The sequence below is a fragment of the Arthrobacter sp. 05T47 genome (genome assembly GCF_056395825.1).
The window spans coordinates 18,539-39,430 of the sequence record NZ_JBFTKG010000037.1 but is presented as its reverse complement, the minus strand read 5'-3'; the positions used below and the strand labels follow the sequence as shown (position 1 = coordinate 39,430).

Genomic DNA, 20,892 nt, shown 5'->3' with positions numbered 1-20,892 from the left:
GTCGGCGCTGGCGCCCAGGCGGCACCCGCTGTGGGGTCGGCGTCGACCGCGAAGCCCGCTCCGGCCGCGGCGCCGGTTGCTGCCCAAGCCGCTCCGGTTGCTGCCCAGGCCGCCGTCGCCGCGGCAGGCGATGGCTCGCAGGCCGCCACGGCGCGCGGCTGGGGTGCGGTTGTTGCGGGCGACGAGTTCACCAAGGCCGGCGCCCCCGATTCCACGAAGTGGAGCGTCTTCAAGGGGTCCGGTCATTCCGGCAAGGGCGTGCGTAGCCCGCAGGCGTGGTCGGTTGCCAATGGCGTGGCCACGGTCAGCGGCGACTCGGCCGGCACCACTGGCGGCATGTCGGCCAAGTTTGCTCAGCAGAAATACGGCAAGTGGGAGACGCGCATGCGGACCAGCGCCCGGGAYCCGAAGTACCACCCCGTGCTGATCCTGTGGCCSAACAACAACACGTCCCCCAACTGCGCAGAGATTGATTACGCCGAGGGCAGCACCAACACCGCGCAGATGAAGTTCTTCCTGCACTACGCCTGCGGCGGCTCGAACTTCCAGACCACCGCGGCCAAGACGATCGACACCACGCAGTGGCACAACTACGCCGTGGAGTGGACCCCGTCCGGCATCACCGGCTACATCGACGGCGTGAAGACCTTYTCCGACACGAACCCCGCGCACCTGCCCTCCGTGGGCATGCACCAGACGTTGCAGCTGGATTGGTTCCCTGACGGATCGGCCACCAAGCCTTCACAGATGCAGGTCGACTGGGTCCGCGTCTACAAGTAGGACCGGCTCGAGCKACCCGACAGCCCCGCACCCCAAAAGGGCGCGGGGCTGTCTTGTTCCTGGCCGACGGCGCGCCGCTGCCGAACTCAAACAGCCTGAAGCTCCCGGGCAACCACCGCCGCGACCAGCATGGAACCGGCTGCCGTCACGGCGTCGATGACCGGAACCCCCAGCCGGCGGCGGAGCACGTCCGCCATGCCGATGCTGCTCAGGCCAGTACTGGCCTGCACTATGACGTCGGCGCCGGCGTCAACCAGCATGTGGGCAGCGGCGAGTGCGTCGAAGATCCCGGCCGGCATGAGGAACTCGTCGGGTGTTTCAACGCGCCCGGCCCCGTCTATGAGCAGCATGCGGTCACCCAGCGTGTCCGAGATGGGGCCCGGCACATGGGCGCCGAGTCCCAGGACRCCGATCCGTCCGCCAAAGGTCAGTGCGGCGGCCGCGGCAGCGGAGCCCGCCCCGATGACCGGGATATCCACGGCCGCCCTGGTGGCGGCCAGCCCGGGGTCGGACGCACAGCTGACAATCAGGGCGTCGGCGGCCCCCGCCATTTCCCGGGCCAGCTGGACTACTTTCGGTGCCGCAGATTCCAGCGACGCCTGGTCGTAGACTCCGGACGGCTGGTCCGGAATGCAGCGGGAGGTGACGGTAAATCCGAATGCCTCCTGCAGGAGTTTCCCGTGGGCGTGGAGCAGGCGTCGGTCCGACGTCGTCATCACCCGGATCAGTCCAACACGCATGACGCACTACCTTTCGAAAGGCTTCCTTGGTGCGAGGCTACCCGGCAAGTATTTCCGGGTCTTTTCGGGGAGATGACCAATCCACGTGCTGCCTCGGTGGGTCCAAACCCCGACTTGTGCATCACCTTGGCGAAAACTTCGCTCATGTTAAGGTTGCCCGCCCGGCGTCGTTGTATCGTTTGTCTCGGTGGTCCGTCTTTGGATCCGGGTCCCTGACCCGGGATGGGGRGAAGGCGGCAGACCGGTTCCGGGCTCAGCCGGAACGATGAACAAAGGAATAGCCATGTCGGTGGAGCCCTCGTCCACGCCAGGACGCCCCGAAGAACAGGGTCCAGACGGACTGAGATCCGGTGCGGAGCATGCCGCTTCTGCCGCCGGAATCCAACATCAGGCCGCCAGGATCATCGATGCCGTCCTCGCCGACACCGCCCCGGAACACGGCCGGGCCCGGGAGCTGCTTCGCCAGCATATGGCTGCGCATCCCGGCCGCCCGGAACTGGCCCTGATGGAACACCTCACGGCGTTGAAAGCCCTGAGTGGGCTGTTTGAGGGAACGCCGGACGACGCCGAACCGGTCCAGCGCGACTGGGCCTCGGGCGAGTAAGCGCACGGCTCACTGATAGACGCGGATCCAGTCAACCTGCATCTGGCTGGGTTTGGTAGGGGTCCCGTTGGGGAACCAGTCAAGTTGCACCGTTTGGTGCATCCCGACCGTAGGCTGATGCGCCGGGGTCATGTCCGCAAACCACAATGACCCGTCGACGTATCCCGTGATCCCGGCGGGGGTCCACTCCACGGCATAGTTGTGCCACTGAGTGGTGTCGATCGTCTTGGCCGCGGTGGTCTGGAAGTTTGGGCCACCGCAGGCGTAGTGCAGGAAGAACTTGATTTGGGCGGTGTTGGCGCTGCCCTCGGCGTAGTCAATCTCGGCGCACGTGGACGAGATGTTGTTGTTCGGCCACAGGATCAGGACAGGGTGATATTGCAGATCCCGCTGGCCAATTTTCATCCTGGCCTCCCAGCGGCCGAACCGCTGTTGGGCAAACCTGGCGGACATTCCGCCGGTGGTGCCCGCGGCGTCGCCGCTGACAGTCAAGACTCCGCCGCCCACAACCAGCGCATCCGGACTCCGGATCCCCTTGCCCGCGTGCCCCGGCCCCTTGAAGACCTTCCATTTCGCGGGGTCAGGCGGCCCGGCGTAACTGAATTCGTCCCCCGCCACCACTGGGCCCCATCCGCGGACGACGGCGGCCTGGGCCCCGTCTGAACCGGCGGCCTGCGTCGCGGCGGTCACGGCGGCCAGCGTTCCGGTGGAGACGGCGGCCGCACGGTCTATCGCCGGTGCCCGTTCCCTGGACACTGGTGCGGCACCACACCCGGCAAGGGCCAAGGCGCCTGCGGCGCTCAACGCCGCGGTCCTGCGGACTGCGAACATCGCGTCTCCATCCGGTCGGGACATGTCCGGGCCATGCTTCACGCAGACGTGCTTTCACACATGCTTGCCGAACCAGGCGAGCGTGTCGTTCCATGCCGCCGTCGCCTGCTCCTGGTTGTAACGTGGCCCAGTGTCATTGTGGAAGGCGTGGTCCACGCCGGGATAGACCTTGAGTTCGTGGCGAACATTCGTCTTGTCCAAAGCATCCCGGAAGGCCGGCATGGCGCCGGTGATCCGCTGATCCAGTTCGGCGTAGACACCGAAGACGGCCGCCTTGATGGCCGAGATCTTGTCCAGATCAGGTGCTGGCCCATAAAACGCTGACGTCGCCTTCAGGCCAGGGATCGCCGTCGCCGACTGCCAGGTGATCCCACCGCCGAAGCAGAARCCGTTCATGGCGATCCGCCCGYGGTCAACGAAGTCCTGAGAGTTCAGATAGTCGAAACCGGCGGCRAAGTCGGAGACGTGCCGCTGGGCACCGGCCTGCGTGAGCGCCCCCGGCACAGCGTCGGGGTCCATGCCCGCGGTACCGCCTTCGCGGCTCAGCARGTCCARGGCMAGTGCCGCGTAGCCTGCTTTGGCGAAGCGGCGCGCCACATCCYGGATATGGGGTGTCAGCCCGCGATTCTCATGGCAGACCAGCACGGCCGGCCCGGCCTGACCCGCCTCCGGCCGGGCGAGATAACCACTGATATTTGTGCCACCCGAAGCAAACTGCACGGTCGCCGTCGAGAGTCCTGCCGCGCCCTCCGGGACAGACAACGGGCTCTTGGCTCCAGGTACTGCCCCTGCGGACGCACSACCGGAACCCGACGAYGTTGGCGTCGGCGTCGGCATGGGATCAGTGCTGCGGGGAACTTCCTCGGCCGTGCAGCCAACCAGGAGCATGGCTGYCGATGCCGCCGTCATGCTGCCCATGATGAACGCCACCCGCCGCGTGAATGCCCGGTGACTCATATCGCCGGAGCGGTAGTCGTCGAAGAACTCCTCAATCAGATACTTCTCAAACTTGCCAAGCTCGGTCATGAAGGGCCTCCTCCGGTGCCGATCATCCTCCTCCGAAGTCAGATTTCCGGCAAGAGTCCACAGGGTACCTGCGCTGAGGCCAGGTCCAGTACGGCAGCACCCGACCCCAGAGCGCCAACTAAATCCGGTCCAAGTCTTTCGGCAAGCCAGCAAGAAGCCGCACGCGCGTACCCCGCATGCGGCTCCTTTGGGGTTTCGGCTATCCGGAAATTCTCTTGGTCGTCGCGTTCCAAGTCAGCCGCCCGTGCTGGAAATCCGTTGCCCGGCCCACGGAAACCGCGTACGAGTCGCTCGTAGGATAGCCCAACCGGCTCGTCTCCCAGCCGAGTGACGCCCACTTAGACCGGATCGCACCTGTTACCGGATGCGCCCCGGTAGCTGGCGAATAGTAAATCGACGACCCGTTAGAACCAGAGAAGTGGTTGTACCGCCCCACCTTGTCCGGTGTTCCCTTCTCGTCCGTGATCGGATATCGCAGCGCGCCAGTCTCCGCGCCCAGCGCCATCCATTTGGCACGGATTGCACCTTGGACAACGTGCGCCCCGGTCTTCGGCGACCAGACAATAGAGCTTCGACCCGAACCGGCGAAATGGTTRTACTGCCCCACCCTGTCCGCCGATGCATTCGTGTCAGAGGTCGGATAGCCAAGCCCGGTCTCCCAGCCCAGTGACGCCCACTTGGCTCGTACCGCACCTGTCACCGAGTGCGCCCCGGTTTTGGTTGACCAGTAAATCGACGCACCTCCTGCGCCGGAGAAGTGGTTATACCGCCCCACGCCGTCCGGGGACTGCTTTTCGTCGTTGATCGGATAGCCTARCGGSCCTGTTTCCGCGCCGAGTGCCATCCATTTCGACCGGATCGCACCCAGAACATAGTGCGCTCCGGTTGTCGGGGAGTAGTAGATCGAAGACCCTCCCGAACCGGCGAAGTGGTTGTACAGCCCCACTTTGTCCGGCGATGGTTTCTCATCGGAAGTAGGGAAGCCCAGGATGCCGGCCGGACCGCCGGCGGCCTTGTAGCGTTTGTTGATCTCACCGAGCACCGCATGCGCGCCTGTCTTGGCTGACCAACAGATCACCCCTCTGAAGTAGTCTTGGCACTTTCCTCCCGCTACGGCGTACTCCGCGGTCAGCGACCGGCCAAGGCTCGACCCGGGGCGGCCGGCGTTGATCGTCCACCCGTAGGCAGCGATGGGGTCGTCCGTTCCGTTCCCGGTGAGCATGACCTTCTGAGCGGTCTGGCCGTCGTCCGCTGTAATGAGGTAAAAGGTCTCCTTCGTGCCGGCTTGCCCTGCGGCCGTGGGCGCRAAGGTCACGGTCTGGTACGCGGTTTCACCGCCGGGAATTTTCAGGCCTTCGGAGATGGGTGTCGTAGTGGAGAAGACACCCTGCGGCGCTTTCGCCTTCGTGATGGTCATCGGGACGTTTCCGGTGTTCTTGATCGRGAAAACCTTGGTGGCCGATGTCCCGGTGGGGACGTCACCGAAGTCCAGCGAGCCCGGCAACTCCAGGTGCGCTGTACCGGAGATGGCGGTCGCGGTAATCTTTACCGTCACCCTGCCGCGGTCGCTGACGACGACCAGCGAATCGGCCACCGGCGTCGCCGTGGTGGGGCTGAAGGTCAGAGACACCGGCACTGACGCGAGGGGTTGAATCGTCTGCCCCACAACTGGCGCCGTGCCTGCATCCACTTTCAGCGCCGCGTTGGCCGGCAAGGTGACGCCAGTGAYCTTGACGGCCGCTGTGCCGGTGTTGACGATGTTGACGGTCAACCGGCTAGTGGTTTTCGTCGGCACGTCGGTGAACTGGGCCAACGCCGGGGTAGCGCCCAGGCCGTCCTTCGTCCCCACACCATGGACGCCGAGGAGGACGGTCTCGCCGTCCGCTGTCTTGACGATCAGTGTGCCATCGATCTGTCCCGCGGACGTGGGCGAAAACATCACCGGAACTGCGAGATTTCCCCCCTTAGCCACCTTCCGAGGCAACGTCAGAGAGGTTCCAACTTTGAACGGTGCAGTTGTTGTGATGGAACTAATCGTCACGGTCCGGGACGCGGTGACCGTAACAGTTCCGGCTGYAGGGGTACCCACCTTGGCGTTGCCCAGGTCAGTGTCCGTCGCCCCTACCGCTGCTGTTGTCGGGGCGCCGAATCCAACCACGTGCCCGTCTCGGGTGCCGACGTACACACGGCCTTTCTCAGTTGCCACCGAGGAGAACTTGGCGCCGATCCCCAGCGGGGCGCTGAAGACCTCTTTGAGCTGGCCAGTGCCGTCCGGAAKCGCCTTGTATGCCCGCAATTCCGCACCGGCCCCGGTTCCTCCGCTGACATAGACCACCCAGACAAGGGCGGAGGACCCGTCGCTGCCGGAGGAAGTCACCACCGGCGAACCGGAGCTGAACCCGAACGTGCCGGCGGAGGTCCCGACGGCGGCGAGGCTGACGCCGCCCGCCGCGCTCGTCACCAACTTGAATGCGCGAAGGTATCCATTGCTCTCTACGACATAGATGTAACCACCGTTGCTGCTCCCGAAGAACGCGGGCTTGCCCCACACTCCGTTGTACGGACCGGCTTTGTCGAGGACGGCATCAGTTCCACCGGCCCCCTGCGCCATGCCGCCCAGGTTGTCCCGATCCAACAGGTAGACGCGGCCGTCCTTCCCCACTTGCGCCAACAGATGGGGGTGCTTCACTGTGCCATAGCCATCCGGGATGGCGAGGGGGGCGCCGGCTCCCAGGTCAGCGTCGTTTCGGTTCAGCCGGGCGTTGTCTGCCGGGCTGAAAAAGTCGGTTGGCTTCAGGTTGCCGTCGCTGCCCACGCGGAGCCTGACCACGGCTTCGGCCAGGGTAGTGGGAGGCTTCGAGCCCGGGCCAGGATTCGGGGAGATGCCGTTCCCTGTCGCCAGCAAGATCTGACCGGCACCGTCGGACACCAGGCCTCCGCCGGACTGCCAGACGCCGCCTTCCGCGTTGGCATTGCCTGATTCAGTGGCCCACATCGTCGTCTGCCGGCCGGCGGTCGATACGCCGACGACATAGCCGACGAAGGGGGTGTAGTCGCAATGGCTGGCGAATCCTGCRTAGACCACGCCGTCAAGGAGCAGCAGCCCTGGGCGCTGCATCGCCGTCATTGGGTTGAACGGGCGGGTGGGATCATTTGTCGGGGCGCCTTGGATTGTGACAGGGAACCCGGGCTTCTCCGCGCCGGTCGCAACGTCCAAGGAGTGCATGTACCAGTGCGGAAAATACKTGCTGGCCCCGTCATTCGTCTTAGCCAGCAGGAAGATGCTCTTAGTGGCCGGGTCGTAGACGGGAGTGGAAGTAATTCCGATATTGGGCGTGAGATCACCGCAATTAACGGTCGACACCGGCCAGGCCGGCCCGAGCTGGCGCGTCCACTTCGCCGCGCCCGTCTCGCTRTCCAGCCCGTACACAGCATTGTTTTCCGTCGCGGCAATCACAGTACCGCCTACTACGAGCGGCTGGGCGTAGACCTGTCCGTCCACGGTTGCAGAGAACAGTTTGCCGAAGTTCGAAGAGGCGACAGCCGACGGCGAGAGCCCCGGTTCGTTCTTGTCCCAGCCCGTCCGCAGTGAATCGTAGGCGACGGTCGCCACATCCGCGACCGCGGGCCCGCTAAGGGCCAGCCCAGCAAGTGCGAGCGACGCCGATAGCAGAGACGCCCACGCGCCCCGGGACGACCCGCGTGGCAGGGACCATGCTGCGAAGTTCGTGGCCGCCCGATGTTTCCGCGGATGTGGCGCCCCACCCTGACGTCCACCGCGCAGACGGCCCTTAAAATGGCCAGAAAACACCCGAGAATCTGTTTGATCACGCATGGCTGAGACCTGTTCCTGATCATTACATTGACTTTATTAACCCAGTAATCAGGAGCCTAGAAGCGGGGATTTGAGAGCGCGCGAGTGGTCGCTACTCGAGTTTTTGGGCGCGATTCCCGTCTTTTTGCTGGCACTACTTGATCGCCTCGTGGGCTGTCGCGGCTTCCTACCTGCCCCCGGGAAAACTCAGGGCGGAGACCCGCGGTCTGGGGCCATGCGCATGGTTGTCAGGCATCGCCGGCAGAGGCCGCTCCGGGCGCAGGCGTGAGCAATTGCCGGGGTGTTTCGAGCGTTCCCAACGGGGACGAAGAGGGTAGGCGGAAGCGTSTCAGCGTTCCGGTCCGTTCGGTTGTTTCGAGAAGGCRGCGCGCGCCCGCCGTTAGAGGGTCTCGCCTACCGGTTCATCAAGGCGTGCAGGACAGCTGCACCCAGCGGACCCGTAGCGGCCAGCACCGAAAAGCCAACGGCTGGAACACCCAGCGCCCAGGACAGCCGCCGCCGTCGTGCCTGATCCACCAGGCACCGGAGGGCTGCGAAGTTCCTCATGAGTTCGTCCACATCGTGTGGCGGCGTCGGCTTCGTGTGCCAGGTCCGGGCTTTCACGGCGGCGGCAACGATGCGGTCGACCTGGTCGGCATTCAATACGGCGCGGCGCCGCCGGAGGAAGCCCAGGAGCTGCCGATCGCTCAGGACGATTACCTGGCTCGGCTTCTCCCTGATCGTGAGCCGCCGGGGGTCAACGATCACCACGACGCCGGTGACGTCCACCGCCGCACCCGCTGCCGCACTCAGCAGCGTCGAGGCCCGGGCCGCTTCGCGCGCCGAGTTGTAGAGGTGGCGGTGTTTGTTTCCCGACACCATCAGAGTTTGCCCGGCCACCCAGATCGATTGGCCGGTATGGTTCTTCGTGTTGATGGTGAAGACGCCAGCAGGACCGACCAGCACGTGATCGATATCCGACCAGCCTGAGCCGACCGGGACGGCATGCAACACGAGCCACTCGGGCCCGAGCCCTGCCAGAATCCGGCCCACAGCAATCTCGCCCAGCGCGCCCCGGTACCACGGCCAGCTGGCCTCGCTCAWAGGACTGGCACCGAACATCCGCCTGAGCAGCGAGCGCGGCGGAACAAGCGCCTGGMCCGCCAACAGTTCCTCGATCACGGACTGGGCCGCAAATCGCTCGGTCAGCGGCGCCGGCGCCGCGAATCCGCTCATTGCCGCGACTGTGGTCGCGGCTGTGGTGTGGGACGCATGCGACGCATCCTAGCTGGCAAGGGCATGGCAACGGGGGCAGGGGTCCCGGCGCGCCGGAATCCTTGCCCAATGCTGGCGGAGGTCTGCGGCTGAGCCCCMGCACCCGCCCCCCGGAGGACGCCCCGGGCCGGGAGCGCCCCCGCGGGCCCTCGCCTCAGGCGCCGCGCTAGGCTCGTCCCATGTCGCCCGATCGCTACCTGGCCGAACTGGCCGGATCCCTGGACCMACTCAGCTCGCTCGCCCGGCAGCCGGCCGGCCTGCTTTCCCGCGCCGTCCCGGCATGCCCCGGCTGGACGCTCGAGCAACTATTCGGCCACCTCGGCTCCATCGAGCGGTGGGCGGCCGCGGTGGTTAGTCGGGGCACCTTCGTCGAGGAAACCTCACCACCCGCCATCGACGCCGCGGCCTGGTTTCTCGAGGGGACGGCACCCTTCCTCGGGACGATGACGGTGCTGGATCCGGAGCAGGACTGTTGGAACTTTGGTCCGCCACCGCGCAAGGCCGGGTTCTGGCTTCGGCGCCAGGCCCACGAGCACGCCATCCACCTGGTCGACGCCTGCCAGGCGCTCGGTCTGGAGATCCCGTCTCTTGATGAGGACTTCATGCTCGACGGCGTGGACGAGGTCCTGGCCATGTTCACTCCGCGCCAACTTCGACTGGGGCGGATGCCGCACCCAGACCAGGGCGTGATTTTCCAGGTGCCGGGGGCCGCCGGCTGGACCGTCGGCCCGGGTCCTGCGGTGGCATCTATTACCGCCCCGCTGCGCGGCATGTATCTGGGTCTTTGGGGCCGGTCCAGCCTCAAGGAGATTGCTGTCATTGAAGGCGACGACGCCGCCGCCCGTCGCTTGCTTCGCGGCCCGCTCACGCCGTGAGTCCAGGATGTGCGGAACAGGTCGAGGTGCAGGCGATTCCGATCAGCCCGGACCGATGAGCCCGGCCACGCGGTCTATCTCCTCGTCCAGATTGTAGAAATGGACGGCCAGTCGGATCCTGCCCTCGCGGACAGACGACACGACCTTCGCCTTGCGGAACCGGGCCATGACTGCCTCGGTGTCTCTCACGGGCACGGAGATGATGGTCGAGCGGTGATCCTCGGCGAACGGACGGAAGCCTGAGCCCTCCGCCGCCAGGGCGTCCTGGAGGCGACGGACGAGCCGGGCGTTGCGGTCAAACAAGGCAGTAATGCCGAAACGGCGGAAAATGCCGAGGGCCGCCTGCTCTGCCAGGGCAGGAAACCATGCCAGCGAGGCATCGAGCTTCGAGGCCGTGGGCGAGAGGTCCATGGCCGGTCCGTAGAAACTCTCGGCCGGAGTGCGTGCAGCTTTCCAGCCCGGGCCGACGGGCTGGAGGCGGTCAAGCAGCCCSCTGCGGACATACAGATACCCCATGCCCCTCGAACCGAGCAGGAACTTGTGGCTCGCGGCCGCCAGGAAGTCCACGCCGTCACGCACTACATCCAGCGGCACCGCGCCKGCCGCCTGGCAGGCATCGACGAAGAACCACGCACCGGAGCGGGCRGCGACCCCGCTGAGCGCGGCAAGGTCGGCCCGGTAGCCGTTGGCCGAATGTACCGCGCTGACGGCGATCAGGCGGGTGCMGCCGTCGGCCGCCCGGCCGAAAGCCTCGGCGTCAACAGTGCCGTCGCCGTCGGGAGCCAGCGTGCGGACCTCGTAGCCGCGGCCCCGGAGCAGCAGCCACGGATAGTAGTTAGAGGCGAATTCGTTCCCGGCGACCACGACGTTTTCGCCGTGCTTCGCGGGTGGCAGGTTGGCGGCGACGATCCCGGCGGCCGTGCTCACTGCCGGAAYGATTGCGATCTCTGCGGCGGTGGCGCCGACGATCTCCGCGAATATGGCGCGGGCCTCCTCCCCCGCCCGCTCGGCTTCCATCCAATCGAACCGGCCGGCGGACCAGCGCTCGACCGCCAGTTCGTAAGCCTCCCGTGCCGGGGCCGAGCCAACGTTCATGGTCGCGGTGTTCAGATAGATGATGTCCTTGAGCCCCGGGAAGAGCTGGCGGATGTCGGAGGCTTGCATGGCCTTTGCTTCCTAGACTTTTGAGTGCGCGGGGTCCAGGCCCTTCGCGTAGGCCGCCTGCCCCACGTGCTGGAGGCAATCGGCAAATATGCTGACCAGCCGCACCCCGAGCGTGACGGGCGGGTCCCAGCGGGTGTCGACGATGCGGTCGAGATCAGCGTCGCCGAGGGTCTTCAGAAATTCCACAGTCTGCCGGTGAACGGCGTCGTAGTATTCGAGCAACAGCCCCGGCGGCGCCTGCACCGCATCGACCTGGCGGCTCGTATGGCCGTAGCCGGTGTCGCGTTGGGGCAGCTGCAGATCGAACCGGCCGGCGAACCCCTGCGAGGTCCAGACCTGGTCAAGGCCTGCAGCGGAGGCCACCTGCGCGTCCTCGACCCGGCCCAGGTGCCAGAGGAGCCAGGCCATCGAGTTCCCGTTGCCTGCCGGCCGGCGCAGCAGCGTAGCGTTATCTACCCCCGCCAGGGCAGCGGCAACGCACTCATGGATCCTGCCGAAGGAGTCGAGCAGCAGTTCATTGGATTTCATCAAGTCCCTCCCTGTGCATATTCGGTGGGCCGTACATTTTCGGTGAGCTCTTCATGTTCGGTGAGGCCCATGCTTGCACGGAGGCCGTGCCGGCGGATAGGGCCGAGCGTCCAGCCGGCGGGGCTTAGCAGCGAGGTCTTGGCCGCGGCGGCTGATGAACCTGGTATCGGGCATTGGCATCGTCCGGGTGTTCCGCGGGAAGCGGACCGGCGAATGGGACGAGGCAGAGCTTGAGCGGCAACTCAACGACCGGAGCTTCCTGGCCCTGCTGCTTGGCGGATCGATCCGGCATCCCGGCAGCCGCTGAGGCTGGTGTCTGCGGGAGTGGTCAACAGTTGGGCGAGTCGAACTCGTAGGCCCCCGAATCGGCGGCGGCCGTGCCGTTGCAGTCGCCGTCCTGGGGCACCGCCAGTCCGGCGAGGTCGACGAAGGAAGGGCTGGTTCCGGCGCGGTCGATGGCCGGGCTGGTGCCGGTCAGGTGGAGGTCGGCCGGGGCGTTCACGAAGCGTGCGGACGCAGTGGTGGACGTAGTGTTCGGCACGAAATTGACTGGACCGTTGAGGACGTTCTGCTTTTCGGTCCATCCGGAACCGTTGATCCACAAGGAGTTCTTGACACCTGCCAGGATGTTGCCGCGGATCACGGTTGATGACGGGCAGCTCGCATGGCAGACGATGGCCTGGGACTGCGGCCCGTTCAGGTAGATGGTGTTGAACTCGAAAACGGTGCCGTTCGTGGGTCCGAACGAGGTCCCCGGTCCGCGGGCGATCAAGCCCTTGGCCTGGGCGCAGTTGGCGCCACAGGTGGACCGGACCAGGTTGTAGCGGTAGGTGTTGCCGTCGGCAGTTCCGGAGGACTTGCCGATCTCGGAGAAATTGTTGTTGTCCAGGGCCACGTTGTGATGAATGTAGTTGCGGTTACCGTTGTAGATTTCGAAAGAACCGCCGTCGCGGTTGTAATCGTAGGAAAAAGCGGTGGAGCCGCTGACGGTGTTGCCGGAGAATTCGTTGTCGTTGCCGTTGACCAGCACGCCGGATGCCCCGGAGTCGTCATTGCARTTCACTGCTTGGGGTGTTCCGCAGTTTGTGCCCTGCGTCAGGACGTTCATGATGTTGTTGTTTGTGAGWATGTTGCCGGYGTATTTCCCGAAGTCGGACCCGGTTCCCGCCTTGATGCCCACGGCRTTGTTGGAGGCGCTGGAGTTCCGGACCGTGTTGCGGTCTCCCGTGACGCTGATGCCCGCATAGCCGCAGGAGACGCCGCGCAGTCCGTCAACCGTGGTGAAGTTGCCGTTGATCCGGATGCAGTTCCCTGACTTCCCGCCCGTTATGGTCGGGGCACTGCCGCTCCCGTAGCCGTTCAGGGTAATGGGCGCGGCATCAGTCCCACTCTGGGTGGTCACAACACCTCCGGTCCAGGTGTCTCCCCGGCGGAAACTCACGGTGTCTCCGGGCTGGAGGACTGTCGAGTTGACCTTTGACAGTGACTTCCATGGTGCGGCGCTCGAGGTTCCCGAATTGGTGTCGCTCCCAGAGGCACTGACAAAGTATGTGGCACCCGCGGCGTGGGCCGGCGCCGCGAGTCCCGCCACCAACCAGCCCACGGTGAGCAGTTGTGCTAGGAGGCCGGTGATGGTGGAAGCGATTTTCCTGATGCCTCGCGGGTTCATCCCGCCAACYCTAGTGGGCGACGGTTGCAAAAAGCTGGGGCAAAGATTGCCAGAGATTTATCTCAAACAGCACTGTATACTTTCAATTGATTATCCAAAGTGCCTGCCYAGCCCGGTCCCAGCGCGGAGACGTCGCACCGCATAAGTCGACCCCTTCTGACTGGAGTCCYGCCATGCTGCTGCGCCACCCCCGCCACGCCACCTCAGCGGCGGCCAGGCCGCACCGCAAGAACCCGTGGAAACGGGCCCTCCGCGCGGCAGTGGTGGTGGCTATGATCGTGGCCTGCCTACTTGTCGCCTCGACGTCGGCCAATCTCCTGTTGGAATGGCACGAAAAGTCCAACTCGGTCGCCTACGGCGAGAGGGTCTCCATCCGCGAGGGCACCGTCAACGTAAGTCGAACCGGCAGCGCCGGTCCTACGATCGTGCTGCTCAGCGGGCTCGGCACCCCGGCCCCGGCGCTCGATTTCGCACCGCTGGTCCGGGAGTTGCGCGGCTTCCGAACCGTGGTTGTTGAGGGATTCGGCTACGGCTACAGCGACATGGCAGCCCGGCCGCGGACCGTGGAAAACATCGCCGAAGAACTTCATGAAGTGCTGTCAAAGCTCGGCATCAGCGCGCCTTACGTCCTCGCGGGCCACTCGATTGGCGGCTTTTCCACGCTGTACTACGCGAACAAATATCCCGCCGAGGTCTCCGCGGTTATCGGCATCGACCCCACCGTCCCGACCCGCCAGAGGTCCACGGGCGCAACTCCCGGCCCTAATGAGATGCCGGCAGCGGACTACTGGTGGGCGCACACACCTTCCACGGCAGGCCTGGTCCGCTGGGCCACCGCGCTGGGTTTTGGGGAGCCTGGGGGCGACGGCTTCACGACTGCTGAACGCCAGCAAATGCGTCAAATGACCAGCTGGAACTTCGGCAATCAAGCCGTCACTGACGAAACACTGCGGATGGGCGAGAACGCCGCCAAACTCCAAGACGTCCGTTACTCGGACACCCTTCCGGTACTCGAATTCCTGTCCCAAGACWCAATGAACCAGCAGCCGGACTGGTACGTATTGCACGAACGGCAATTGGCCAATGTAAGACACKGCGAGCTGGTTGTCCTTCCGGGCGAGCATTACCTGCATTGGACGCAGTCCAAGGCCATGGCTGCGAAGATCAGCGAATTCCTGCGCCAGATCAGCCCGAAACTCCCCTAGTGCGGGGCCGGATCCGCAGGCGGGCCTGGCTGGGCTAAGAGGGCACGGATGGTAGACGGAAGGACCTTTGCTGCCGCGACCTCGTCCAGTCGCCCTCCCCGAATTTCAGCCGCCGCGCCGTGGAGGATGGCGTAGAAGCAGGCCGCCTGCCACGCGAGGGAATGATCGGTGCGGAAGATCCCCTCGATCCTGCCCTTTTCAAGCACGGAAACTACCCGCGCCAGTGGCTTGTCGTGGTACCCCCTGATTTGCTCCGCCGTCAAGTATCGATCGGCCGCCGCCAAAAGCGAGTTGAATTGTTGGAGGACCCGCCAGGACGACTGGATGAGTTCCAGCAGGCAGCCCCAAGCGTCCTGCCCGATGTCCACCGCGGCGAGTTCGGCCTCGGCGCGGTCCATAGTCACAGCAAAAACAGCAACAACCAGCTCACGCCTGTCCGCGAAGTGTCCGTAGAGGGTCACCCTGCCCACCCCCGCARCCCGGGCAATCTCAGCCATGCTGGCCCCTGGATTCTCACCCAGGCAGGTCAGTGCGGCGTCAATGATGACGTCCTTGTTCCGGACAGCGTCCGCACGCTTGACGCGCCCCTTCTGGACTTCCGGCACRGGCCCGACCCGCCTTTCCGACTATTCAAACACCGATGTTCAGGTTACCAGCGGGGCCGCCAGCGCAGACTTCCCTGCAGGACGACACAGGCTGGCGCCTGTGAGGAATCTCTCACCCCGCTGCGGCCGCCGGCAGGGAACCTGATTCACCGGGCACTCCCGGTTACCACAGGCCCGCCCGAGYCTTTCGCTTCGGAATGGATGAATTATCGTGGAACAAGAGCGTGATTTTATGGTGAATATTCGGATTTTGCGCCACTATCCCCATGTTGGAAGAATTTAAGGCGGAATGCGGGCGATATCCGCACCCAATTTTGCGGAAGCGCTTCCGTGACGATTCCAGCCACCACAGGGAGCCCTATCCATGATTTCCGTCAGCCGGGTCTCGAAGAGCTACGGCTCGGGGACGACGGCGGTCCATGCCCTTGACGACGTCTCCCTGTCCGTCGCCCGAGGCGAGATATTCGGCGTCGTTGGCCAGAGCGGCGCCGGCAAGAGCACACTGATCCGCACCATCAATTCCCTGGAGCTCCCCGAYTCGGGAAGCGTCAGCGTCGACGGCCGCGAGATGACTACCCTGTCCGGCGCAGAGCTGCGCAMTGCACGCCACAACATCGGCATGATCTTCCAGCACTTCAACCTGCTCAGCAGCAGGACCGTGCAGGCGAATGTGGAACTTTCTTTGGAGATCACCGGCGCAGGGCGTGCGGCCCGGCGCACCCGGGCCCTGGAGATCCTCGAACTTGTGGGCCTTAACGGCAAGGCCTCCGCGTATCCCGCACAGTTGTCCGGCGGGCAGAAACAGCGTGTCGGCATCGCCCGCGCGCTTGCGTCCAACCCCTCGGTACTGCTGAGCGACGAGGCGACCTCAGCGCTGGATCCCGAGACGACGGCTCAGATTCTCGATCTCATTCGGAACCTGAGCAGGGACCTGGGACTGACCGTACTGCTCATCACCCACGAGATGGACGTGGTCAAGCGGATCTGCGACTCGGCTGCCGTCATGAGCGGAGGCAGGATCCTCGAGCAGGGTCCCGTGGAACAGCTGCTGGCCACGGAGAAATCCCTGTTGGGCCAGGCGCTGTTCCCCATGGGCGAGGTCCCGGAGACCTCCAGCGCAGTCGTTGACATCACGTTCAGCGGCGTCACCGCCGACCGCCCCGTGATCGCCCGGCTGGCACGCAAACACGGCATCGACGTCGGCATCCTGGGGGCGGCGGTTGAAACCGTCCGCGGACTCCAGACAGGACGCACCCGGCTGGAACTGCCCGGTGACGCGCGCACCGTGGCAGCCGCCGTCGCCGATCTCCGTTCCCAGGGACTCTTCGTGGAGGTAGTCAAGTGATCGACCGCAATGACCCGTATTTCTGGTCGGACCTGCTGGACACSATCCTCAAGGGCGCCGGTGAGACGTTCTACACGGTGGGCCTGAGCTTGCTGTTCACGGTCGTTTTYGGCCTCGCGGCCGGCGTCCTGCTTGTGACCACCGAGWCCGGCGGCCTGCTGGCGAAGCTCTTCGGCAGCCGGGCGCTCGGATTCTTCGTCAACCGGCTGCTGGACGTGGTGGTGAACATCGGCAGGTCCGTCCCSTTCATCATCCTCATGATCCTGCTCATTCCGTTCACCCGCCTGCTGGTCGGGTCCTTTATCGGGCCCACCGCRGCCATWGTCCCGCTGACCATCGCCGGCATTCCCTTCTTCGCCCGCCTGGTGGAGATCGGGGTCCGCGARGTACCGGTGGGRCTCGTCGAAGCCGCCCAGTCGCTCGGAGCCRCCCGGTGGACCATCCTGACCAAGGTCATGGTCGCCGAGGCAGTCCCGGCCCTGGCGCTCGGACTGTCCACCACCGTGGTCGGCCTCATCGGCTACTCGGCCATGGTGGGCGCAGTGGGCGGCGGCGGCCTCGGGGATGTCGCGTTCCGCTACGGCTACCAGCGGTACAGCCCCGAGTACATGTTCKGCGTCGTYATCCTCCTGGTCCTGCTGGTGCAGCTGTTCCAGTCSCTGGGCAATTTCGCCGCGCGCCGGCTGTCCCACCGATAGCTGCCGACGCCGGCTTCACCGTTTWCTTTTCCCATCACCCTCCGTTCTGCGAAAGAGTTCCCATGTTCCGTGCACAAATCCTGAAGGCCGCCGCAACCGGTGCGGCCGCYATCCTCGCCCTGTCCGCCTGCGGCGCGGGCGCTTCCAGCACMCCGGCCGAGACCATCAAGGTCGGCGCCCTGGCCGTGCCGGCCGGGGACATGCTCAAGCAGGTCCAGCGCGAACTCGCCCCCAAACAGGGCCTGACCGTGGAGTACAAGGAGTTCAGCGACTACAACACGCCCAACCCGGCCGTGAGCGACGGCGACATCGACGCCAACCTGTTCCAGAACACCACGTTCATGGAGACCTACAACAAGGCCGCCGGCAAGAACCTCGTCAGCGTAGGTAAGGTATACCTGCCGCCGATGGCCTTGTACTCCAACGATGTGGCCAATCTTKCGGCGCTTCCCGACGGCGCCTCGGTCGCCATCCCCAACGACCCCACCAATGAGTCCCGCGCCCTRAAACTGCTGGCGTCCAARGGRCTGATCGARGTCACCGAGAACCCGATCACGCTCAAGGACGTCAAGGCGAACCCGAAGAACCTCAAGTTCACGGAAATCGAAAACGCCAGCCTCCCGCAGGCCCTCAATGACAAGGACGCGGCAATCGTCACTCTGGCCTTTGCCCTTCCCGCYGGCCTGAGCGCGGACAAGCAGCTGCTGGTCGAGGGCAAGGACAGCGCCTACTACAACGTSCTGGCYGTGAAGGCCGAGATGAAGGATGACCCGCGCGTGCAGAAGCTGTACAAGATCCTGACCTCSCAGGACATGAAGGACTTCATCCAGACCAAGTTCAAGGGTCTGGTCATCCCGGCCAGCTGACCGGTTGTCGYCTCCCTGGCGCCTCCCCCGGACCACCCGGTTCGGGTGAGGCGCCGCCCGGCGATCGGGTTCTATGGTCAGGGCATGGGACTTTTACGGCACAGGCATGACGAACCCGCGGCCCAGCGGTTTCAGATGCGCGAGAAGCTGCTCTCGATTGGGGACGATTTYTGGATCGAGGACGACCAGGGCAGACGYGCCTACAAGGTCAACGGCAAGGCCGTCCGKGTCCGKGACACGTTTGTCCTGGAGGACGCCTCGGGAAACGAGGTGGCGCGCATCCAGGAGCGCAAACTCTCGATCCGGGACAAGGTCTCCGTCGAGCGCGGCGGGGACACCGCGGCGACGGTCCACAAGGCACTGGTCGGGCTCCGGGACCGCTTCGCCATCGATGTGAAGGACGGCGCYGATTTGAAGGCGCACGGCAACATCGTTGACCACGAATACAAGATCGAACGTGACGGCGACACAATTGCGACCATCTCCAAGAAATGGTTCCGCGTGCGTGAGTCCTACGGCGTGGAAGTCATGGAGGGCGAGGACGTTCCGCTCCTYCTGGCGATCACCGTCGCTATCGACTCGTTGACCTGACCCGTTGAGCGAACATGGCGCCGAGGAACCGAACCCGCTCCCAACTGGCCRKGACCCTCTGGGGRCTCTTCGGCTTCTTCACCGCGAGCGCGGTCTGCGGCGTACTGGCGGCCAGCCTCCTGGTGCCCACCGTGGCYGCGACCGGCGTCGCCGTCAGCGATTCGATCAAACTGTTCAATAGCCTTCCGTCGGAACTGACCGTAGATCCGCCGTCGGAGTCCACCCGGGTGCTCACCGCGGATGGAAAGCCGATCGCSACCTTCTACGCGGAAAACCGTGTCAAGGTCCGGCTTGAGCAGATGTCCCCGTACATCAAGAACGCGATCGTCGCGATCGAGGACCGCCGCTTCTACGAGCACGCCGGCGTGGACCCCCAGGGGATTCTCCGGGCTGTGGTGTCCAACCTGACCACTGGCGGCAGRCAGGGCGCCTCCACACTGACCCAGCAGTACGTCACCAACGTGCTCAATGAATCCCTCGTCTCGGCGGACAGGGGCGATCAAATTGTCCTCAACGGACAGAAGAGCATGGCCGACAAGATTCGCGAGATGAAGCTCGCCGTCGAATTGGAGAAAAAGTACACCAAGGACCAGATCCTCGAGGGTTACCTCAACATCGTGTTCTTCGCCCGCGATGCCTACGGCATTGAGGCCGCCTCCCGCTACTTCTTCAACACCACAGCCAAGGACCTCACCCTGCCGCAGGCTGCGCTGCTCGCCGGCCTCGTGAACAGCCCCAGCTTCTACAACCCCGCCGTCCACCCGGACAACGCCGTCCAGCGGCGCAAYCAGGTCCTCGCCAGGATGCTCAGCTCCCGGGCTATCTCGCAGGCGGAGCATGATGCCGCCGTCGCCGCCCCGGTGGATCTAAAGATCACTCCCGGGATGCARGGATGCGCCGGCGCGGAATTGGCACCGTACTTCTGCGATTACGTCTCCCACCTCATCCTCAACAACCCCGCATACGGYGCGGAAGTCGCCGAGCGCGAGCGGAAGCTGTTCCGCGGCGGCCTGACCATCACGACCACCCTGGACAGCCGGCTCCAACTGGCGGCCCAGGCGCAGGTGGATGCCACGGCCGGGGCCAACCCGGACAAATGGGGCGCATCRATGGTCTCGATCGTTCCCGGAACGGGCAAGATCCTGGCGATGGCCCAAAACACCGTCTTYCTSCCGGCKCCCGGAAAATTCGATACCCAGCTGAACTTCAATGTCGATTCCAAGGACGCCAACGGCAACGATCTGAACGGCGCCGGCGGSTTCCAGCCGGGCTCCACCATGAAGCCGTTCACATTCGCGGAATGGCTCAACGAGGGTAAATCCCTCGGCGCAGTGGTGGACGCCTCCCGCCGCTCCTATCCGCTCGGGTTTCGCTGGAGATCCAGCTGCGGCAGGGTGCTCGGTGCCTACAGCTCGCGGGAGAAGAGCCTCGGCGCGGCGGACGACCTCCAGAACAACGACGCCGGATACTACCGCCGCATGCGCGTTGACTACGGGCTGTATAACTCCATCAATACGGCCACCTTCGCAGAGGCCTCCCAACTCGACTTCTGCGGCATCCAGAAAATGGTCGATGCCGCGGGGCTCCACAGCGGCGTGGACAACGCCCRRATAAACATGCACCAGCTGGGCAATCTGCTGGGTGCCATTGGCGTGGCRCCGCTCAATCTGGCCAACGCCTTTGCCACRTTYGCMAATGACGGCAGGTACTGCGCACCGATCGCCATTGTGGCCGTMACCGACGCGGCSGGCCGAAACCTTCCGGCYGAGAGCAGCTCCTGCCGGGATGCGTTCAAGCCCGAGGTCGCCCGCGGCGTGAACTCCGTGCTGCAGGACGTGCTGAAGCGCGGGTCCGGCGTTTACATCAAGCCCAAGCTCTACGACCGGTTTCCTGTCGCGGCCAAGACCGGCACGTCCAATACCAACGGYTCGACCTGGGTGGTGGGCTACACCACCGGCATGGCCACCGCGTCCTTCTTCGGCGACGCCCTGGAAGGTCAAAAGCGCCCCGGCCAGAACGTCACCGTCAACGGCAAGTTCTACAAGGCCATTGACGGGTACATGCTCGCCGGTCCGCAATGGGCCAACTACATGCTGCAGGTTGCCGGGTACTACCCCGCCGCTGCCTTCCCCAAGCCGCCCGAGTCCATGACCCGGACTCCTTTCAACACGCGGATCCCCTGTTCCCCCCGGGCTGACCGGGCGCTGTGCGGGTAGCAGGCCAGAAATTGTCGGGATCCACGGGCGCACCCTATGCCATCGGGCCCGGAACGCTTA

The 20,892-nt window shown here is 65.0% G+C and carries 19 protein-coding genes; 10 read left to right on the top strand and 9 right to left on the bottom strand.

The features are described from left to right. On the top strand, positions 1-780 hold a 780-nt coding region (locus tag AC1DEY_RS19495; protein WP_476869412.1), incomplete at its 5' end, for a glycoside hydrolase family 16 protein. Between the two features lie 86 nt (positions 781-866). Here the strand turns inward: AC1DEY_RS19495 and AC1DEY_RS19490 are convergent. Beyond that, the gene (locus AC1DEY_RS19490; protein WP_476869411.1) at positions 867-1,520 is read right to left on the bottom strand and encodes an aspartate/glutamate racemase family protein; all 654 of its coding nucleotides are present in this window, start codon (positions 1,518-1,520) and stop codon (positions 867-869) included. A 283-nt stretch (positions 1,521-1,803) separates the two neighbouring features. Between AC1DEY_RS19490 and AC1DEY_RS19485 the strand changes: the two genes are divergently transcribed. Next, positions 1,804-2,124 carry a hypothetical protein gene (locus AC1DEY_RS19485; RefSeq protein ID WP_476869410.1) on the top strand — a complete coding sequence of 107 codons (321 nt, stop codon included), beginning with the start codon at positions 1,804-1,806 and terminating at the stop codon, positions 2,122-2,124. Positions 2,125-2,133: 9 nt separating this feature from the next. Here the strand turns inward: AC1DEY_RS19485 and AC1DEY_RS19480 are convergent, their stop codons facing one another. From AC1DEY_RS19480 to AC1DEY_RS19465, 4 genes are all read right to left on the bottom strand, one after another. Beyond that, positions 2,134-2,955 (bottom strand): glycoside hydrolase family 16 protein, encoded by an 822-nt coding sequence (locus AC1DEY_RS19480; RefSeq protein ID WP_476869409.1) that lies wholly within the window; start codon positions 2,953-2,955, stop codon positions 2,134-2,136. Positions 2,956-3,009: 54 nt separating this feature from the next. After that, positions 3,010-3,981: a dienelactone hydrolase family protein gene (locus AC1DEY_RS19475; protein ID WP_476869408.1), complete on the bottom strand. Its 972-nt coding sequence runs from the start codon at positions 3,979-3,981 to the stop codon at positions 3,010-3,012. A 199-nt stretch (positions 3,982-4,180) separates the two neighbouring features. Further along, complete coding sequence (locus AC1DEY_RS19470; protein WP_476869407.1) at positions 4,181-7,594, bottom strand: choice-of-anchor D domain-containing protein; 3,414 nt, start codon at positions 7,592-7,594, stop codon at positions 4,181-4,183. A 615-nt stretch (positions 7,595-8,209) separates the two neighbouring features. Then, on the bottom strand, positions 8,210-9,031 hold the full coding sequence (locus tag AC1DEY_RS19465) for a nuclease-related domain-containing protein (protein ID WP_476869406.1): 822 nt from the start codon (positions 9,029-9,031) through the stop codon (positions 8,210-8,212). A 218-nt stretch (positions 9,032-9,249) separates the two neighbouring features. On the opposite strand from AC1DEY_RS19465, the gene AC1DEY_RS19460 reads away from it, so the two are divergent. Then, a complete protein-coding gene (locus AC1DEY_RS19460) occupies positions 9,250-9,945 on the top strand; it encodes a maleylpyruvate isomerase family mycothiol-dependent enzyme (RefSeq protein WP_476869405.1) in 696 nt (231 codons plus the stop codon). Between the two features lie 42 nt (positions 9,946-9,987). On the opposite strand, the gene AC1DEY_RS19455 is transcribed toward AC1DEY_RS19460, so the two are convergent. Continuing rightward, positions 9,988-11,109, bottom strand: a complete 1,122-nt coding sequence (locus tag AC1DEY_RS19455) for an aminotransferase class V-fold PLP-dependent enzyme (RefSeq protein ID WP_476869404.1) — start codon at positions 11,107-11,109, stop codon at positions 9,988-9,990. A 12-nt stretch (positions 11,110-11,121) separates the two neighbouring features. Then, complete coding sequence (locus AC1DEY_RS19450; protein ID WP_476869403.1) at positions 11,122-11,637, bottom strand: mycothiol transferase; 516 nt, start codon at positions 11,635-11,637, stop codon at positions 11,122-11,124. Between the two features lie 154 nt (positions 11,638-11,791). Here AC1DEY_RS19450 and AC1DEY_RS19445 point away from each other — a divergent pair, with 154 nt between their 5' ends. Beyond that, positions 11,792-11,944, top strand: a complete 153-nt coding sequence (locus AC1DEY_RS19445) for a hypothetical protein (RefSeq protein WP_476869402.1) — start codon at positions 11,792-11,794, stop codon at positions 11,942-11,944. Positions 11,945-11,965: 21 nt separating this feature from the next. On the opposite strand, the gene AC1DEY_RS19440 is transcribed toward AC1DEY_RS19445, so the two are convergent. Beyond that, entirely contained in the window at positions 11,966-13,306 is a 1,341-nt protein-coding gene (locus tag AC1DEY_RS19440) for a right-handed parallel beta-helix repeat-containing protein (protein WP_476869401.1), read from the bottom strand. A gap of 173 nt (positions 13,307-13,479) precedes the next feature. On the opposite strand from AC1DEY_RS19440, the gene AC1DEY_RS19435 reads away from it, so the two are divergent. After that, entirely contained in the window at positions 13,480-14,511 is a 1,032-nt protein-coding gene (locus AC1DEY_RS19435) for an alpha/beta fold hydrolase (RefSeq protein WP_476869400.1), read from the top strand. Here the strand turns inward: AC1DEY_RS19435 and AC1DEY_RS19430 are convergent. Further along, positions 14,508-15,116 carry a TetR/AcrR family transcriptional regulator gene (locus AC1DEY_RS19430; protein WP_476869399.1) on the bottom strand — a complete coding sequence of 203 codons (609 nt, stop codon included), beginning with the start codon at positions 15,114-15,116 and terminating at the stop codon, positions 14,508-14,510. The genes AC1DEY_RS19435 and AC1DEY_RS19430 overlap by 4 nt on opposite strands. 364 nt (positions 15,117-15,480) lie before the next feature. On the opposite strand from AC1DEY_RS19430, the gene AC1DEY_RS19425 reads away from it, so the two are divergent. The 5 genes from AC1DEY_RS19425 (at position 15,481) to AC1DEY_RS19405 (ending at position 20,832) form a co-directional block, all read left to right on the top strand. Next, the gene (locus AC1DEY_RS19425) at positions 15,481-16,461 is read left to right on the top strand and encodes a methionine ABC transporter ATP-binding protein (protein WP_476869398.1); all 981 of its coding nucleotides are present in this window, start codon (positions 15,481-15,483) and stop codon (positions 16,459-16,461) included. Continuing rightward, on the top strand, positions 16,458-17,159 hold the full coding sequence (locus AC1DEY_RS19420) for a methionine ABC transporter permease (protein ID WP_476869397.1): 702 nt from the start codon (positions 16,458-16,460) through the stop codon (positions 17,157-17,159). The genes AC1DEY_RS19425 and AC1DEY_RS19420 overlap by 4 nt, the downstream gene beginning before the upstream one ends. A 62-nt stretch (positions 17,160-17,221) precedes the next feature. Next, entirely contained in the window at positions 17,222-18,025 is an 804-nt protein-coding gene (locus AC1DEY_RS19415) for a MetQ/NlpA family ABC transporter substrate-binding protein (protein WP_476869396.1), read from the top strand. A gap of 84 nt (positions 18,026-18,109) precedes the next feature. Beyond that, positions 18,110-18,616, top strand: a complete 507-nt coding sequence (locus AC1DEY_RS19410) for an LURP-one-related/scramblase family protein (RefSeq protein ID WP_441408814.1) — start codon at positions 18,110-18,112, stop codon at positions 18,614-18,616. A gap of 14 nt (positions 18,617-18,630) precedes the next feature. Beyond that, positions 18,631-20,832: a transglycosylase domain-containing protein gene (locus tag AC1DEY_RS19405; RefSeq protein WP_476869395.1), complete on the top strand. Its 2,202-nt coding sequence runs from the start codon at positions 18,631-18,633 to the stop codon at positions 20,830-20,832. The last annotated feature ends 60 nt before the right edge of the window (positions 20,833-20,892 follow it).